We start from the raw sequence: 16,714 nt of genomic DNA, 5'->3' as shown, positions 1-16,714 counted from the left end.
TATATTTATCATAATAAATAAGGAGTGCGAATGAATGGAATTGCTTCAGCTCAAGTACTTTCAGACCGTTGCCTATACTGAACATATCTCCAAGGCAGCTGCACAATTGAATATCGCTCAACCTTCCCTAAGCTTGACGATTAAAAGACTTGAGGATGAACTGGGTACCCCCCTATTTCATAGGAGAGGACGAAACATTCAATTGAATTCCTCAGGTGAAATTTTATTGAAACATGTGAACAGGATTTTTATTGAAATTGAAAATGCAGAGATGGAAATTAAAGCGGAGGAACAGCAAATATCCAATACAATCCGGATCTCAATTACGAATACTCGGTTCCTCACAGGTCTCATTAGTGACTATATTAACGCTTCCCCCGAAACCAAGCTTCATCAGGGTATTGGGACCCGCAGTGAAATTATTACAGGTTTGAAGAAAGGTGACATGCATCTGGGGATTACGGGGCATCCGATTCAGGATGAGGAGATTGAGAGTGTTGTGCTGGTTGAGGAGGATATTGTTCTGGTTGTGCCCACGGATCATGCATACGGTGGAGAGACAAGCATTTCATTAAGTGTGGTTGCAAATGAGCCCTTCATTTCCCTTGCGGATAATAAGGAGTACAGCCGGTTTACCACCATGCTCTGTGAAAAAGCAGGCTTCCTGCCCAATCTTGCATTCGAGGTCGATTCGCATACGCTGCTTGAAATTATCAGGCTTAATCAGGGTGTTGCATTACTTCCAATCTCCGTATGTAGAAAACTGGGGTTACGTTATGTAAAAATTGCTGATGATTCAGCTATATATCCCATTAGCCTCTCCTGGGTCAAACAAAAATGGTTATCTCCTGCTGTTGGAGAATTTCGTGATTTTATCACTTCGTACTATGAAGACAATGCTGTCTTGTTTAAAGTCAAGTAGAAGTCTGGATAAATGATAAAAAAACAAAGACCACGTTAGCCCTTTGAGGAAGCCGACGTGGTCTTTATCATTATCTATTCTTAGCTATACTGCAGTCTGTCCTTGTACCAAACGTCCGGAATCATCTTACGCTCCAGTTCCAACAATTCATGGATGATCTTGTCCGCGTCACTGATGGAACTCACGAGCGGGTCAGTGAGCATCGCCCTTCTCAGCTTCTCGTAGCTCTGTTCCAGAACAGCTTCAACCGTAAGCTCATGCGTATCCAGTACCAGTTCTTGCATACCTCTAATTCCGCGCGGCATCTCGCCTACATGGATTGGCTTCACCCCATCCATATCTACATCGCATAATAGTTCCAGGAACGAATCCGTATTCATATTGGTTACCGCGCCTTGATTGAGCGTATTGATGAAGAATTTTTTACCCAAGTTCCCTACCATATTCTCAATGATATCGGTTGCATGATCCGGTCCGAAGGTGCTCATGTAATCGGCAATCGGGATGTTTCCTGTAAGGAAGTCATCGACCTGCTGCCACATCTCATCGTGGCGCTGATACCTGTCCTCTGTCTCCCAGATTGATAACGATGGAATAGTGTCCGAAGTTTTGCCAAGACCCTGCCAATACCGAACGTATTCCTTCGTATGCGCGGTGCAAGTGGGAATGATTCCGAAAATGTCATACAGTTCGTAGGTAATCGCATCGTTATACAGAGCTTTTGCGCCGCGATCGCCGCCGTTATTCTCATCACCCGCCAGCTTACGCATGGCTTCTGCAATTGTGGGCATTACATTTTTTCCTTCATATTCTGCTTTGAGCAGCCAAGTGAAATGATTGACACCAGCGATGCGAAAATCGAATTTCTGGTCTATTTCTGCGGCGAACTGGCTCGTATTTTCGATGATTCCGGCTCGTACGGCATAATAGGCTTTCTTATGCGGCATATGGTGACTATCGCACAGCGCAAACGATTTAAGCTTCGGGGCATATCGATGTAATGCGATGCCATGAACGGTAGACGGGTTAATATAATTGATCACCCAAGCATCCGGACACAACTCCTCAATGTCTTTGGCGCATTCCATAATAACCGGCAGTTCCCGCATCGCGCGAAAGATTCCGCCTGGGCCAATCGTATCGCCAGAACACATGCGAATTCCATACTTTAGAGAAACCTGGCAGTCGATGCCCCGATATTTAACCGATTGTTCCGCAAAGCTGAGCACAACGAAGTCGGCTCCCGGAAGCACCTGTCTTCTGTCCACTGAACCCTCAATCTTTAGGGAAACGTTGTTCTCCTTGGCGACCATTTCCGCTAGTGTTACCATTTTCGAGAGCCTTTCCTCGTCCGTATCTACCAAAGCCAACGTTCCCTGATTCAAATATGGGGAGTGAACCATCTGCCAGATGGACTGACGACCAAAAAACAGGCTGCCCGCCCCAATAACGACTACCTTTGGATGCTGTGTACTTGTAGCATTCATCAATAACCCCTCCTCGTAACGATATAAGTTCATTATAGGTGAGTGGGCTGGAATCTGAATGTGTGATAGTTTTCAATACATGTCATATAGTACGATTGTTAACAAGTAGAAAAACCTTTGTTATGATAGTAAAATATAAAGGATGTCATAAAGTGGAGAGGAATGGTTTGGATTAGATGCATGCAGGAACTGTGAATATGAGTATAATCGATGAACTTTCGGAGTATATCACACTTCGCATGAGCTCTTATTTGGAACAAACGCACGAAAGCACTTGGACGGAGCACAAGTCTCATTCCGATTATGATCTGTGGTTCATTACAGCAGGCTCCGTGCAGATTACCATCGATGGAATCGAGCATAAGGCAGAACCGGGTGACGTGGTGTTTTTTTATCCGGATATGCCCTACACTGCTTCCATGACAGGAGAGTTGTGCCGATTCATATACATGCACTTTGATTTTAGCATTGCTGAGCAAAAGCGAATTCTCGGCGAGTTTCAACTCCCGGGCATTGTGCCTGGCAATCTGATTCAAGAGGAATCAACGCTGTTCACTTCGTCCTATCGAAGGTTCAAGCAGAGTAGCGGTGCTTCCGGAAGTCCACTTTACTTGAAAGCCTCTCTGCTTCTCGTCATCGCCAAAATTTTTGAATTACACAGGCAAGGCCTGTATCATGGTGTGTTTCTGAAAGACCGAAAATCGAGGAAAATCGAAGGAAGTTTGGAGGTTCTTCAGAACGTGTTTCCCTACGTGGATGCGAATCTCCATCGTGCCATCCGAGTTAATGAGCTTGCAGACATTGCCGGCGTCTCAGAGAAATATTTTATTTCTTTGTTCAAGAAAATTCTGGGTATTACACCGGGGCAATACATCAATCAGATCAAAATGAACCGGGCCAGAGACTATCTGTACGAAAAAAAATATACGATTCAGCAAATTGCCGGATTTCTGGGTTATCCCGATCCCTTTACGTTCTCCAAAGCATTCAAAAAATTTTACAACGTGCCTCCTTCCAAATTTGAATAACATGCCGCAGACAAACAAAGAGGCAACCGGTCGATCCGGCTGCCTCCACACTCGATGAATCCTTGGTTATTCAGGGTTTGGTTTACGTAAAGGTCCCTTCAGCGTTCCTCATACTCAAAAGGAGCTTCAGTGGAATACATCTCATGGAAAAATCCTTTGTACGGTATATCCTCTTCCAGACATTTAATGAGATACAACAGTTCTTCGTCAGCTTCCGGTTCTTCGCCAGCACGCTGCTTTTCCTCAAATTGACCTAAAATATTCTCCAGGAGGGTGACTTGAATAAATAAAGGCAGCTTCTCCAACATTGCATCTGCGATTCGGGTCTCGGAAGTATAACCGGCAAGTGCGGTTTGGAAATAGTGATCCATGAACACTTTGCGTTTGTCCGCATCCGGCTCAAATTGAACCCAACCAACTCCGTGCGTCCATAGATCAGCCAGATCATACATATACCAACCGAAGCATGAATTATCGAAATCATACACGGTAATCTGACCGGTATCAAAATCGATCGAGTAATTCCCATCGTTATAATCAAAATGGATCATACCGAATGTTTCATTATTTGTATCCAGAGCTTTTAATGTATTCAGAAGCTCGACCATCTTCTGCTTGAGCAAAGAGAATGGTTCAGGTACTACGTTTTCAATATATTTACCGTTGTAATTGTCAATCAAATGATGCCGGCGATGGACGGGAGTATAACTTTTCGATATGTGATGCATTTTCCCCAGGACTTTACCGCTATTATAATAGTATTCGGTAAGTGGAACCCCTTCACGGTACTGATAATGGTTCTCTACCAGCAACTTCCCTGTGGCCTTCACAAACATACAGACAAAGAATGTGTGCTCATCATAAGTGATCTCTTCTAACAAATAGCCCTTTTTCGAGCTAACTACATTCGAGACACTTGCACCGTGCTCAAATAAATACCGGACATACTCCAGTTCGGCAATGTAATCTTCTCGCGTTCTGTCAGGCAAAAAAGACACCCGTAGAATTAGCGATTCACGCCCCTCTTGCTCGCAAGTGTAAACAACATTACGTCCACCCTCATGAGGCGGAATAAGCTGAATGTTGTAACCCTCCAGGTCAAACAGCTCGGATACCAATGCCAGTATATGCGTATTGCTAATGTTAACAGCTTCGTTAAAATTAATAATAATCTCCTCCAGTAAACATTGTTTGGACGGTTTCCCGCACTGCAATGTCCACAAAAGGAATCCCTGTAACGCAAATATCCTTCTGTGAACCTAAAGCACAATCACCTTGTTAGACATTGAATTCACTCCTCTTGTTTGAATATCACAAGTTTACATAATTATCCCTGATTTTACTAGTGTAAAATAAAGAACCGCCCATAGGGGCGGCGTAAGAATTTTGTATAATTACAAGATTTCTCCGTTCGTTTCAATAACTTGTTTGTACCAGTAGAAGGAATCCTTGCGGGTTCTTTCCAATGAACCATTGCCGGCATTGTCTTGATCTACATAAATGAAACCATAACGTTTGCCCATTTCAGAAGTCGAGCAGCTAATGATATCGATAGGTCCCCAGCTAGTGAAACCCATCAATTCAACGCCGTCAGCGACAGCTTCTTTCATCTGTTCAATGTGGCTGCGCAAGTAATTGATGCGATAAGGGTCATGCACTGCCCCGTCCTCTTCCGGTGTGTCGATAGCACCCAGCCCGTTCTCAACGATGAAGAGCGGCATCCGGTAACGATCATACAATCGGTTCAGCGCGACGCGAAGACCAATTGGATCGATAGGCCATCCCCATTCGGTAGCTTTCAGATGCGGGTTTTTGATCTGACTGACCAGCATACCAGAGTTGCTGTTGTCATTGGGATCATATTTTCCGATATACGTCATGTAATAACTGAAAGCAATAAAGTCCACGGTATTGTCCCGGATAATGGCATCGTCCTCAGGAGCTTTAACCAGTTCAATACCGTTTTCCTCAAAATATCTTTGCATATAGGATGGATATTCGCCTCGTGCCTGCACCTCTGGGTAGAACAGGTTCATCTGATCTTCCTTCAGCGTCTGCAGAACGTCCTCCGGTTTACTAGAAGCAGCATACGTTTCCAGACGGCAGATCATACAGCCAATTTGTGCATTCGGCATTTTCTCTTTTCCGCTTTTGACAGCCAGCGCACTAGCTACAAACTGATGATGCGTTGCCTGATAAGCCACTTGCTCCGGGTTTCCCTTGATTTTATCTTCCAGAATGCCGCCGCCAGTATACAGACTTGTCAGCATCATGTTCATTTCATTGAAGGTGATCCAGTATTTCACTTTGTCTTTGTAACGGTCAAACAGCGTATTGGCAAATTTCAGATACAGATCGATCATCTCGCGGCTTTCCCAGCCGTTGTACTTGCGGGTTAACTCTACGGGCATCTCGTAGTGAGAGATCGTTACGAGCGGCTCAATGCCGTATTTCAAGAGTTCGTCAAGCACGTTATCATAGAAGGCAAGACCAGCTTCATTGGGAACTGCTTCTTCTCCTGTTGGGAAGATCCGTGTCCACGCGATCGAAAGACGAAACACTTTGAAACCCATCTCTGCAAACAAGGCAATGTCTTCTTTGTAGCGATGATAGAAATCCACGCCGTTCCGTTTCGGGAAATATACGTTGGTGTTACCGCTCAGATATTCTTCCAATTGAACAGAATCCACGTCGAAGGTAAAATCCTTGCCATTGCGCTCCTCATGTGGAACGAATGGAGCCATGTCTGAGGTAGATAGACCTTTGCCGTCTGCGTCATATGCACCTTCGAGCTGATTGGCAGCGGTAGCTCCACCCCATAAAAATCCTTCAGGAAATGAGTGTTTAATTGTTTTTGTCATGTTATTTCTCTCCTTTTTTTTGTATGTGGTATGCATGAAGCTGTCAACGAACGGTGAGGAGAAGCAATTCATTCATTGGAATCACCCCCTTCACCTGAACAGGTACTACATCGAGGTAATCCGGCGTATTGGTTACAATGACTGGTGTCACAAGATCAATACCCGCACCCTGGATGCCTTCCATATCAAATTCCAGAAGCCAATCACCCTTCTTCACTTCTTGTCCGGCAACAACCTTCACGTCAAAATATTTCCCTTTGAGCGACACACTGTTTAGTCCAACATGAATGAGAATGTCGATTCCACTGGATGATGTCAGCATAATCGCATGTTTACTTTTGGCAACCAACGTGACGGTTCCGTCAAAAGGAGCTGTAACACGTCCATCCTGCGGACGAATGGCAATACCTTTCCCGGTCAATTCCTCGGCAAACGTTTGATCCGGAAGCTCTGCGAGCGGCACCAATTCACCAGTGAGCGGGCTGAACACCTCCCCTTTTTTATCCTCAATGGAATGTACTGTGACAGGTGCCACCGTTTCTTGAGAAAAGGCAGTGGTTGTATCCTGTTCCTGTTCGGTTAATGTTTGTGCTGAGTCGGACATGGCAGAATTGTGTGCATTTGGCTCATCCCACTTGAGCAGCAAAGTCACCACGAAGGAAACGCTAAAGCTGATGCCAATTCCGATTAATGCATACCAGAAATTGGACATGCCACCATTCGGCCCAATGTATAACGGAAGTGAAAGCAATCCTGGTACAGCAAAACCGAAGCATTTCAGACCCACTGCGGTAATAAAGCCACCCCCTGCTGCTCCACCGATGAGTGAAGCGTAAAATGGTTTTTTCAGTTTCAAGGTGACACCGTACAGTGCGGGTTCAGTAATGCCAAGCAAGGCAGATATACCACTGGATAAAGCAATGGATTTCATTCTTTTATCTTTGGTCTTGAGGAAAACAGCCGTGACTGCACCAGCCTGGCTCATATTGGTTATCAGGTTGATCGGCAGCAAAAGTACGTCATATCCGAGTTTGCTCAGATTCTGCAATGTGCCTGGGAAGAACGCATAATGCATTCCCGTCATAACAATCAGAGGCATGAAGCCGCCAAGAATAATGCCGGTTAACGGACCCGAATGGGCAAAGAGCCAGGAAGTGCCCATTTCCAGATAGATGCCCATGTAATTCCCTAGGGGGCCAATCGCAATTAATAGAATCGGCACCGTGATGACTAGTACAATCATCGAGGTAAAGATGACTTTGACCGGACCGGGAATAAAACGATCCACCCAGCGATGTACATAACTCAGAAGCCACACGCCCAGAATAATGGGAATAACGGACTGGGTGTAATTCACAATGGACACGGGCAGCGAGAGAAAACGGATCGGTTCAAGCTGGTTTGCCAGATACGCATTCAGCATCGTAGGATACAATAACGTTCCTGCAAGCGTCAGGGCGATATATTCATTCACTTTGAACTTGCGGGCAGATGATAGAGCCAGAAGAAAAGGCAAGAAATAAAAGGCCGCGTTTGCGATGGAAGACAGAACTTGATACTCACCACTGTTCTCCTGTATCGCTCCAAGTGTAACGAGCAATGCCAGAATCCCCTTTAACATCCCGGTACCTACGATGGCAGGCAGAATCGGAGTGAAAATGCCGGAGATCGTATCCAAAACAGCATTAATCCCTTTAGAGCGTGGCGCGTCTGTTTCGGGCTTCGATATGCCACTCTGCTTCATCTGATCCTCGATCTGCTCATATACGGCTGCAACCTGGTTGCCAATGACCACCTGAAACTGATCGTTTTGAAACTGTGCGCCGAGCACACCATCGAGTGCTTTGATCTGTTCCAATTGAACTTTGTTTTGCTCTCGAACGTTGAAACGAAGCCGTGTGATGCAATGCCAGGCTTGGGTAATATTCTCTTGTCCTCCTGTTAACTGGATAATTTCTTTGGACAACTCCCGATGATTCATGCTGCTTCCTCCTTTTTTGGCGAAAAAAAAACCAAATGTAATACCGGCCCGCCGCAGATGCGGAGTCGGAAACATTTGGTGGTGCCTGATCGAATCAGTAACACTCCATATTCAATTCATATTGATGATGGTATAACTTCAAACAGGTTGTATGGAGATCAATCCGTAGCGGTACGGGATGTCACTCTCTCGATGTGGATCATGAGATATACCATCTCATCGGGAGTAATCACGAATCCGCGTTGCTGCTCCATCGCCTCCTTTATTTTGAGTGCGCATTGGAAACTGACAGGATATCGCTCCGACAATACATCATATAGAAATTGCTGATCTTTAAACGAGAGCACTTCCCGGTTCAACTGACGAACAATAAAGTATCTCAGATGGGTGATGAACCTGGAAAAATCAGCAGATTCCTGATTCAGTGCCATTCCAAAATGTTCTGTCATGATACCTAAAATGTCATTAATCATCTGTGTAATTTTAATCGTTTGGTTCATACTGCCCGAGTCGAATTGTGAGTTCACGAAATGAAGGGCAATAGAGCTTGATTCACCAGATGGCAATGAGACTTGAAAAGCATCATTGATTTTTCGAACTGCCCATTCTCCGGCACGGTATTCGGCAGGATATAGATGGCGAATGTCCCAATGAAGCGGATTTTGCACATCCACGCCTTTTTTGAAACGATCCAGCGCAAAATGAATATGGTCCGCAAGTGTTAACAGGATCGAGTCATTCAGCTTTTTTCCGATTATCGTCTTGCCTTCTTCAATAATCTGATCCGTAATATCGATGACTTGCAGTGGGATATCACTGAGAAATTGTTCAACTCGCTGATATTTATCATTCGAGCCAATTCGGAACATTTTCTGGATCTGGCTCTGCTCAATCGGCTGTCCCTTTACTTTTTTGAAGCCAACACCCGTTCCGATGACAATGACTTCGTAGCCTTCGGCGTCTTCCGCCAGTGCGATGTTGTTATTTAACGATTTTTTAAACCTCATGATGCAATCACCCCCAGTATGCAAAAAGCACCACCAATGTCCAATTCACAAGTAATAAACAAACTTGTGGAATCCAGACTTTGGTGGTGCCTGATCGAATCAGTGACACTCCTTATATAGCTGTATATTATATCAGCTATGTAATCGTTGTCAATACCATTACTCTGGAATTGTTCTGCAGGTGGTTCATCGTGGAACTTTCCCTCTATAAACTGACATCAAAACGAATAACCTATTCATCTGGAGTCTTGTTTTCCCGAGCATCATAATAGTATCGAATCAGAATATCCTGATCATAGTTGCCAAAACCTTTGCCAAACAGGGTAAGTCCGCCTCGGCCAGCTACTCCCTCTTCTGGCTTCAATCCAAAGGTCCAATAGGTGGATGCACCAAGATTCAGGTCTTGAACACGCACGTCCGAGATGCGCTGACCATCCATAAACGTGCCTTCCCCGTTAATACGCAGCATTTTCAATACACCATACTGGTTGACGTCCAATTTCCACCATAGTGGTGTATGTTTACCTTTCCGATCCCCGAAATCGCCAGGGCTTGTCCAAATCCCGAGGTCATTGCCGTTAAGGGTAAAGCGAATATCAGACGGCCAGTTTTCGTTCACCTTTGGCGCTTCCGAGCTTAGTTCAAGGGAAATTTCAATCTCCCGAAGATGCTGTTCTTTATTCAGATAATTGGGAATCTTATATTCAAGAAAACCTCGTGCCATCCAAAGGATTCCCGCGTTCACCCGATCCGGGTCCATAAAGCAGGCAGGTGTGTCGTACTGTCCAATCATCTGCGTAGTTGTCGCAATCCCGCAGGTCGGCGATGCTTCGTAATCTGTATATTGACCTACCGGTATGGATATTTCATGGTAAGGAGCGTCAACAGGTTCTGGTGACAGGTTAATAGTCATGAACTCTCGTACGATAAAACAGTACTTATAGGTTCCGCCGTTCTCCCGTTTCATTCGGCTGCCGACAATTCCGGCTTTTTGCAGCTTGCTGACATGTGTACTTACAATAGCTTTGCTCAGAAAAAGCTCTTGGGCAAGCGCATTGATATGCATTTCTCTGTTTTGTAGCAGCAGGCGCACAATGTTTAAACGGGCTTCACTTCCCAGTGCCTCGTAAATTAGCAATGAAGCTGCATCTGTCCCAAGCATCATGATGTTCACTTCCTTTTTGAGTAAAATCGATCTATTTCAATCTCAGAATTCGTTATTTAGCGAACTCATCAAAATGAACTTGCTCAATATATAAGCATTATGATACATATTAGATAACAAATCAATGAATTGATTTTGCTTTTAAGCGAATTCAATATCGCTGTTACTTCTTTCAAGAATATGAATTCATCCAATGGAGGTACTTACCATGCTTACATCCAAAATGCTTATCGATAAAGACTTTCAGATTGCTGAAGTAGATCCGCGTGTCTATGGTTCATTTATAGAACATCTGGGACGGGCCGTATACGGCGGTATTTATGATCCAGGTCATCCTACTGCAGATGCTCAAGGGTTCCGTCAGGATGCCATTGAAGCGATTAAAGCTTTGAACGTACCCGTCGTTCGTTACCCTGGTGGCAATTTCGTATCCGGTTACAACTGGGAAGACGGTGTGGGCCCGGTAGCGGAGCGCAAACGCAGACTTGAACTCGCTTGGTGGACGATTGAAACGAATGCAGTTGGAACAAACGAATTTGCAGATTGGGCCAAACTCGTTGGAACCGAAGTGATGATGGCTGTAAATCTGGGTACTCGCGGTATTGATGCGGCCAGAAACCTGATCGAATACTGCAACCACCCATCTGGCACATACTGGAGTGATCTGCGTATCTCTCACGGTTACAAGGACCCGCATAAATTCAAAACCTGGTGTCTAGGCAACGAAATGGACGGCCCTTGGCAGATTGGTGCAATGACTGCATATGAATATGGGCGTATTGCCAATGAGACGGCTAAAGCGATGAAATGGGTAGACCCGGATATCGAGCTTGTGGCTTGCGGCAGTTCCAGCCGTGACATGAGTACATTTGCAGATTGGGAAGCAACCGTGCTGGATCTCACCTATGAAAATGTGGACTACTTATCCCTGCATCAGTATTACAACAACAATAAAGAGAACACGTATGACTTCCTGGCGACATCGCTGGATCTGGATCAATTTATTGATAGTGTGGCTTCAATCTGTGATTTTGTACAAGCCAAGAAACGCAGCAAAAAGAAATTAATGCTGTCTCTGGATGAATGGAATGTCTGGAAATCCATCGGCACAAGCCGTATGGAAGAACGTTGGCAGATTGCGCCTCCAGAGTTTGAAGATGTGTATACACATGAAGATGCACTAGCTGTGGGTTGTTATCTGATTACCATACTTAAACACGCCGACCGTGTAAAAATGGCTTGCCTTGCTCAGTTGATTAACACCATTGCACCAATCATGACGGAAAATAACGGAGCGATCTGGTTCCAGACGACCTATTTCCCGTTCATGCATGCATCCAACTTCGGTCGTGGTACGGTGTTGCGATCCATCACAACTTCACCTAAATATGATTCCAAAGACTTTACAGATGTGCCTTATCTCGAAGCAATCAGTGTGCATGATGAAGAAAACGGCACGATCACGATCTTTGCGGTGAACAGACATCTGGATGAGAAGTTGGAACTGAATGTGGATCTGCGCTCCTTCGGAGAAACGACATTTGTGGAACATATCGTATTGGAGAACAACGACTTGAAAGCCACCAATACCAAAGAAAACCCACGTAACGTTGTTCCTCACAACGGCGGATATACAACGGTTGATCAAGGTAAAGTGCAAGCAGTCTTGAACAAAGCATCATGGAACGTCATTCGTCTGAAAACCAAACAGGCTTAAAGGCTTAATAACAGCGGAATAGAATCGGTTTCCACTCTGCAACAACAGCAATGCTTTTCGCACCGCGTGCAGCTCCCAGCGCGCGGTGCTTTTTGCTGTATGACAATGGTCGGTCGAACTACATGGTATCAAATTTAGATGTTAGACGAGTATTTGAAACCTCAGTTTTCATTCCTCGCAACGAAGGAATTTAACGAACACAGGAGAAGTTATGATGCAGAATCAGCCCCTTTTCACCTACATTTTGCAGCAAATAGGGTATGTCTTGTTCGTTAGAATTTTAACGGCTTGATATTGACCCGAATAAGGTTTCTGAAGTTCGTTAGCGCTGAGCAAGCATACTATATTGAGCTGGTTCGAACCTCATATACAGCATAAGCAAATAAGCCACCCTCCGTTTGGCTTACGGAGAGCAGCTTGCAATTAAGCATCTAGCGGAGAAGATAAGGAACAGACCAGATCAGAAAGAAATCAGATCACCCAACATACTAGCAATACTTCCTTCCCAAATGAAAAGAAGGTTGTATTCTATTTCACGATTTTCATTTCAAGTATTATCCTTGTTGTGCTTCCTCTTCACCTTCGGTTTCAGCCTGAGCTGCCTGGCTTGCTGGAGTCATCAGCCCTTGAACTGCCCCCATAAATGGCTGAATCTGCTTAATCATGCCATACCCCATTTTGACCACAGGTGTAAACCGCTGGATCATGCCAAACAACCGCATACCACCGCCTAACATACCTCCAATTGAGCCTGCACCACCAGCTCCGCCGAAGCCACCTAACAACGAGCCTAGCATAGGCATGAAAGAGGATACCTGAGCTGGCCGAGACGTTGAACGAGACATCGACCGGGATCGCACCTGCGACTTACAAGTACTGTTCACCCGTTTACGGTTCCGAGAGGAGGCTGTTTTTCTCTTCACCCCTGCTTTAGGTTTGGTTTTGCGAGCACTGCCTTCAGATGAGGTTGCTGTGATTGCAGCCTGAGTAAGCTTTCCGCCCCCGGTAAGCACTACGCCTTCGCTGTTAACGCCAGAGATGTACCCGACGTACGTTTCGCCATTATGAAGAGTCACGCAGACTGGGCGATCCTTGAGCCGTTTCACCCGGACGTGTATTTCATTGGTTTTAGCCATGGAATTCACCTCACTTGACTTGATCTACTTCAGTCTACGCAATGGGTGGACGACTTGCCTGTGCGATAGTACATCCGTGTGCCGAAATTGAAAAATGACCAGCGCTTTATTGGATAAAGTAAAATCGTTTGAGGGGTCTAACTCTTCCGGTAAGCAACCTTGTGAAAAGCATTGATATAACGAAACAGTGCCTCACCATCGTCAGGCACATGCGTACTTCTATCCAATGGCAGCATCATTGCCTGATATGGTTCTGGCACCATTCTATATTGATGGACATAGGAGGTCAGGATGAACCCGTTGCTTTGCCAGAACTGAATGCGTTCCTGATGAGCCCCCGTTGTCCCGGACTCCGCCTCGATAAGGATCCCTCTGATCTCATGTTCCCTTAACGCCCAGGCTCTGAGCTGCTCCAGCATCCAGGTTCCTATGCCCAACCCGCGCAGCTTCTGATCAACTGCGAGGTAGTCAATGATCAGAATGCGGTCCACAGCCTTCCCCTCTAGTCCAGTAACAGCCATCGCAACCACTTTTCCCTGATGCACGCCCGTGTGTAAATAACCAACCCCTCGGTCCAGCATACTGCGCAGAATCACTTTTGTCTTCGCACCGCTTTGAAAGGCCTCATGATAGATCCGCTCCATCCGTGCCCACATTGCTTCATCCCACTCCTCTATAGTAGTAAACTCTAATTCCAGCATCTCGTTCACCTCCAGAACTTTATTATACCTTCTAATACGAATCGATATAAAATCGGTGCTCAACCTGTTCTCTTTATAACGCCAATTTGGTCAGAAATTGTTCAATCTCGTCCATATACTCAGCGGTGGTAATACTTCTTGGAGCAAACAGGAATCTCAGCCCCATTCTCCATTCCGAGCCTGCAATGGATGCAGGAAGCATCGAATGCTCTGTGTTTTGGAAAATCTTCTCGTGAAGCAAATACGACGGCTTGACTTCCTGACGATATGCACGCTCGGTATCCTTGATATCGACATTGACGTCATCTTCTCCAAGCAATAGCAGGACTGGTGTTTTGAAATTGTGCAAATCCTCCGTTGCATCCACTGTGAAGTTTTTACTCACAAAGTTCCAACGATCCTTGTTCATCTGCTCCTCACCTTGACGTGCAAGCCTAATGTATTCCTCATAAGAACCATGACGTTTCAACACATCATTGATTTTGTTATCGTAATCCACCTGTGCTTGTATCTCAGCCCCCGAAAATCCATCCTTGGCCATTTGACTCCTTGTGTTGTATTCCCCCTGTCTCAGCCAATTGACCGCTGGAGAAACGAGAATACTAAATGCGAGATTTTCCTTGCCTGCAAGCTTGGGAATGACCCACCCCGCCTGACTTGCTCCCCATACACCAATTTTGGAACTATCAATCATCGGTTGCTCTTTCGCCCAAGCGATAGCCTGCTCGGCTTCAACTATCCGATCATCGATGCTTTGATTCAGCCAGTTGCCTTCGGAACCACCTATGCCGCGTTTGTCCAGCGACAACGAAGCGTATCCTATGGAAGCAAGGCGCTCCCACAATGGCTTATATCCATCACTATGTGTCGAATCAATCGGACCATCACCATGGATGAAAAGCACGAGTCCCAGCTTGCCTGATTCGTTCTCAGGCAGAGACAGTGTACCTGTCAGTTTGCCTTGTGGGGTTTGAATTTCGATGTGTTGTTCGACCATACTGTAGTCCTGTTGCACGACAATGTACGTTCCTGTACCAACAATTAATAAAATGAAGACGAGTAGTGAAATCCAAATTCTTTTACGTTGAAGCATGATCGTCTCCTTTGCGGGTCATATAATTCCATTGTTGTTCACCGAGAAGCATGCCGGTCATCCAGCTTTTTGTACTGTTTTGTGTGTGAAACTGCAGACGTTCGTACATCTGAATGGCTTTCAGGTTGTGACTTGCCACATGCAGACTGAGATACGACATCTGCCGGGATTGCAGCATGTATTGCTGCGCCCAGGCGAGTAATTGTCTGCCGATTCCCTTGCTCTGATGTTGTGGGTGCACAACGATATCCTCGATATAACATTCCTGCGTCACAGGTTCGTGTTTCAGCAAATGAATCCCCGTTAACATCAGAAGGCGTCTCCAAGCGCCGATGTGATTGCAAGCGTCCCACACCTGGGAACCTCTCACCTTTCCAGAGATCTGTTCATGAGAGCCTAGCTTCCACTTCAACGACATCGTGCCCACAATGACATCGTCTTCTCGTGCGACCACGCGCAGATTCCCAGTACCTTGGGGAACATGATGCAGCATCTGCTCAAAGGCTGTAGCCAGATCTGACAAGGACATTGCAGTGGATCTCTGGAATTTATGTCCAAATCCATAAGCCATTAGTTCGCTGGCTATTTTGTAACGATCAGGCTGGATGCGCTCAATCTGAACGAGATGTGTCATAAGGCAACCTCCTGTTCTGTTATGATCTGTGACAGTAATTCATAATGAAGCTTGTCGGGTGTGAACAACGATAAATACGATTTTTCCACCATGAGTAGTGGCCCCTGACAGACATATCCCACCTCTTCGGCGTTAGCATAAAAATGCTGAATGTGAGCAGCCAGTTGTTCTTCATTTTCCACAAAAAGATGACAGGACAGATACGTACCCGCTGGCAGCATCAGATGATGCATTCCTTTCTGAGTGGGAGTGTACATGCCTACGATGCCGGACGAATCGTAGACATAATGGAGATCTGCTTCAAACAGATTGGTGATCTTGCCTTTGTGCTGTACAAGTGTCTGCGCATTCAGCGTGGCAGTAGCCTCCATCTCAAACCATAGCGATAGCGGCGTGGCTTCGCACTGAATGATGTTATATGCTGCCTCCATCGGATCGGCAAGATGTGCTTTTTCCTCCAATAACTTCTCCATAAAATGCTTGGTCTCCTGAAGTTTCTTAATCTCGGCTTCGGTATCGGTCAGTGCCTGATGAAAGAGTGGTGTGATCTCTTCGGGAGTCAGACGTGTAAGACATTCTTTGATCACTTGAACGGACAGCCCCATCTTACGCAGCAATAAAATATGGGCAAGCCTGTACACTTCATCCATGCCATACATTCGGTACTGATTATCACCTGTGTAAGCCGGATGCAACACTCCCTTTTCCTCAAAATAACGAATTTGATGTACCGATACGTGCATCAGCTTGGCCAATTCGCTAATTGTAATTTCAGCATTCACTGTCATCTCCACCTTCGCTGTTCTTCCTGTACATAGCATAAACCTTAGGTCCAACCCAAGGTCAAGCCTCGTTTTCAATTCAAATCATTTTTTTCGCAGATGTACAAAAAAAGCAAGTCATATCGCTGACCTGCCAGAAATCTCATGATGAGCCAGTATCTAGCGATGGAAAGAACACCACTTATTTATTACTCAATGAT

Annotated in this window: 14 protein-coding genes; 3 read left to right on the top strand and 11 right to left on the bottom strand. The window is 45.4% G+C overall.

Annotated elements, in window-relative coordinates; genetic code table 11:
* Positions 1 to 34: 34 nt before the first annotated feature.
* Entirely contained in the window at positions 35 to 922 is an 888-nt protein-coding gene (locus tag WFI24_RS00250; RefSeq protein WP_336757874.1) for a LysR family transcriptional regulator, read from the top strand.
* Between the two features lie 80 nt (positions 923 to 1,002).
* Here WFI24_RS00250 and WFI24_RS00245 read toward each other — a convergent pair whose 3' ends face one another.
* On the bottom strand, positions 1,003 to 2,409 hold the full coding sequence (locus WFI24_RS00245; RefSeq protein ID WP_336757872.1) for a family 4 glycosyl hydrolase: 1,407 nt from the start codon (positions 2,407 to 2,409) through the stop codon (positions 1,003 to 1,005).
* Positions 2,410 to 2,585: 176 nt separating this feature from the next.
* Between WFI24_RS00245 and WFI24_RS00240 the strand changes: the two genes are divergently transcribed.
* Positions 2,586 to 3,437 (top strand): AraC family transcriptional regulator, encoded by an 852-nt coding sequence (locus WFI24_RS00240; RefSeq protein WP_442956176.1) that lies wholly within the window; start codon positions 2,586 to 2,588, stop codon positions 3,435 to 3,437.
* 98 nt (positions 3,438 to 3,535) lie between these two features.
* Here WFI24_RS00240 and WFI24_RS00235 read toward each other — a convergent pair whose 3' ends face one another.
* The 5 genes from WFI24_RS00235 to WFI24_RS00215 all read right to left on the bottom strand — a co-directional run bounded on the left by WFI24_RS00235 (position 3,536) and on the right by WFI24_RS00215 (position 10,451).
* Positions 3,536 to 4,660, bottom strand: a complete 1,125-nt coding sequence (locus WFI24_RS00235; RefSeq protein WP_336757869.1) for a phosphotransferase enzyme family protein — start codon at positions 4,658 to 4,660, stop codon at positions 3,536 to 3,538.
* A 171-nt stretch (positions 4,661 to 4,831) separates the two neighbouring features.
* Positions 4,832 to 6,298 (bottom strand): glycoside hydrolase family 1 protein, encoded by a 1,467-nt coding sequence (locus WFI24_RS00230; RefSeq protein WP_336757867.1) that lies wholly within the window; start codon positions 6,296 to 6,298, stop codon positions 4,832 to 4,834.
* A 43-nt stretch (positions 6,299 to 6,341) separates the two neighbouring features.
* On the bottom strand, positions 6,342 to 8,279 hold the full coding sequence (locus tag WFI24_RS00225) for a beta-glucoside-specific PTS transporter subunit IIABC (protein WP_336757866.1): 1,938 nt from the start codon (positions 8,277 to 8,279) through the stop codon (positions 6,342 to 6,344).
* Between the two features lie 158 nt (positions 8,280 to 8,437).
* On the bottom strand, positions 8,438 to 9,286 hold the full coding sequence (gene licT / locus WFI24_RS00220) for a BglG family transcription antiterminator LicT (RefSeq protein ID WP_336757865.1): 849 nt from the start codon (positions 9,284 to 9,286) through the stop codon (positions 8,438 to 8,440).
* A 232-nt stretch (positions 9,287 to 9,518) separates the two neighbouring features.
* Positions 9,519 to 10,451 (bottom strand): ArsR/SmtB family transcription factor, encoded by a 933-nt coding sequence (locus WFI24_RS00215; protein ID WP_336757864.1) that lies wholly within the window; start codon positions 10,449 to 10,451, stop codon positions 9,519 to 9,521.
* 208 nt (positions 10,452 to 10,659) lie between these two features.
* Here WFI24_RS00215 and arfA point away from each other — a divergent pair, with 208 nt between their 5' ends.
* Positions 10,660 to 12,168, top strand: a complete 1,509-nt coding sequence (gene arfA / locus WFI24_RS00210) for an arabinosylfuranosidase ArfA (RefSeq protein ID WP_336757863.1) — start codon at positions 10,660 to 10,662, stop codon at positions 12,166 to 12,168.
* Positions 12,169 to 12,722: 554 nt separating this feature from the next.
* Here the strand turns inward: arfA and WFI24_RS00205 are convergent.
* From WFI24_RS00205 to WFI24_RS00185, 5 genes are all read right to left on the bottom strand, one after another.
* Positions 12,723 to 13,304, bottom strand: coding sequence for a hypothetical protein (locus WFI24_RS00205; protein ID WP_336757861.1), 582 nt, complete (start codon positions 13,302 to 13,304; stop codon positions 12,723 to 12,725).
* A 137-nt stretch (positions 13,305 to 13,441) separates the two neighbouring features.
* Positions 13,442 to 14,005: a GNAT family N-acetyltransferase gene (locus WFI24_RS00200; protein ID WP_336757859.1), complete on the bottom strand. Its 564-nt coding sequence runs from the start codon at positions 14,003 to 14,005 to the stop codon at positions 13,442 to 13,444.
* A gap of 73 nt (positions 14,006 to 14,078) precedes the next feature.
* A complete protein-coding gene (locus WFI24_RS00195) occupies positions 14,079 to 15,098 on the bottom strand; it encodes an alpha/beta hydrolase family protein (RefSeq protein WP_336757858.1) in 1,020 nt (339 codons plus the stop codon).
* The gene (locus WFI24_RS00190) at positions 15,085 to 15,732 is read right to left on the bottom strand and encodes a GNAT family N-acetyltransferase (protein WP_336757856.1); all 648 of its coding nucleotides are present in this window, start codon (positions 15,730 to 15,732) and stop codon (positions 15,085 to 15,087) included. The genes WFI24_RS00195 and WFI24_RS00190 overlap by 14 nt, the downstream gene beginning before the upstream one ends.
* A complete protein-coding gene (locus WFI24_RS00185) occupies positions 15,729 to 16,520 on the bottom strand; it encodes a helix-turn-helix domain-containing protein (RefSeq protein WP_336758740.1) in 792 nt (263 codons plus the stop codon). Before WFI24_RS00185 ends, WFI24_RS00190 begins: the two co-directional genes overlap by 4 nt.
* Between the last annotated feature and the right edge of the window lie 194 nt (positions 16,521 to 16,714).

Origin of the sequence: Paenibacillus sp. USHLN196 (assembly GCF_037144955.1) — a bacterium.
In the GTDB taxonomy this organism is placed as follows: domain Bacteria; phylum Bacillota; class Bacilli; order Paenibacillales; family Paenibacillaceae; genus Paenibacillus; species Paenibacillus xylanexedens_C.
This window is presented reverse-complemented; position numbering and strand designations above follow the sequence as displayed.

Excerpts from the sequence above, each read along its gene's own strand:
- WFI24_RS00245 (WP_336757872.1), bottom strand. The coding sequence starts at position 2,409 with ATGAATGCTACAAGTACACAGCATCCAAAGGTAGTCGTTATTGGGGCG.
- WFI24_RS00215 (WP_336757864.1), bottom strand. The coding sequence starts at position 10,451 with ATGATGCTTGGGACAGATGCAGCTTCATTGCTAATTTACGAGGCACTG.
- WFI24_RS00200 (WP_336757859.1), bottom strand. The coding sequence starts at position 14,005 with ATGCTGGAATTAGAGTTTACTACTATAGAGGAGTGGGATGAAGCAATG.
- WFI24_RS00225 (WP_336757866.1), bottom strand. The coding sequence starts at position 8,279 with ATGAATCATCGGGAGTTGTCCAAAGAAATTATCCAGTTAACAGGAGGA.
- WFI24_RS00250 (WP_336757874.1), top strand. The coding sequence starts at position 35 with ATGGAATTGCTTCAGCTCAAGTACTTTCAGACCGTTGCCTATACTGAA.
- arfA (WP_336757863.1), top strand. The coding sequence starts at position 10,660 with ATGCTTACATCCAAAATGCTTATCGATAAAGACTTTCAGATTGCTGAA.
- licT (WP_336757865.1), bottom strand. The coding sequence starts at position 9,286 with ATGAGGTTTAAAAAATCGTTAAATAACAACATCGCACTGGCGGAAGAC.
- WFI24_RS00185 (WP_336758740.1), bottom strand. The coding sequence starts at position 16,520 with ATGACAGTGAATGCTGAAATTACAATTAGCGAATTGGCCAAGCTGATG.
- WFI24_RS00230 (WP_336757867.1), bottom strand. The coding sequence starts at position 6,298 with ATGACAAAAACAATTAAACACTCATTTCCTGAAGGATTTTTATGGGGT.
- WFI24_RS00240 (WP_442956176.1), top strand. The coding sequence starts at position 2,586 with ATGCATGCAGGAACTGTGAATATGAGTATAATCGATGAACTTTCGGAG.
- WFI24_RS00195 (WP_336757858.1), bottom strand. The coding sequence starts at position 15,098 with ATGCTTCAACGTAAAAGAATTTGGATTTCACTACTCGTCTTCATTTTA.
- WFI24_RS00190 (WP_336757856.1), bottom strand. The coding sequence starts at position 15,732 with ATGACACATCTCGTTCAGATTGAGCGCATCCAGCCTGATCGTTACAAA.
- WFI24_RS00205 (WP_336757861.1), bottom strand. The coding sequence starts at position 13,304 with ATGGCTAAAACCAATGAAATACACGTCCGGGTGAAACGGCTCAAGGAT.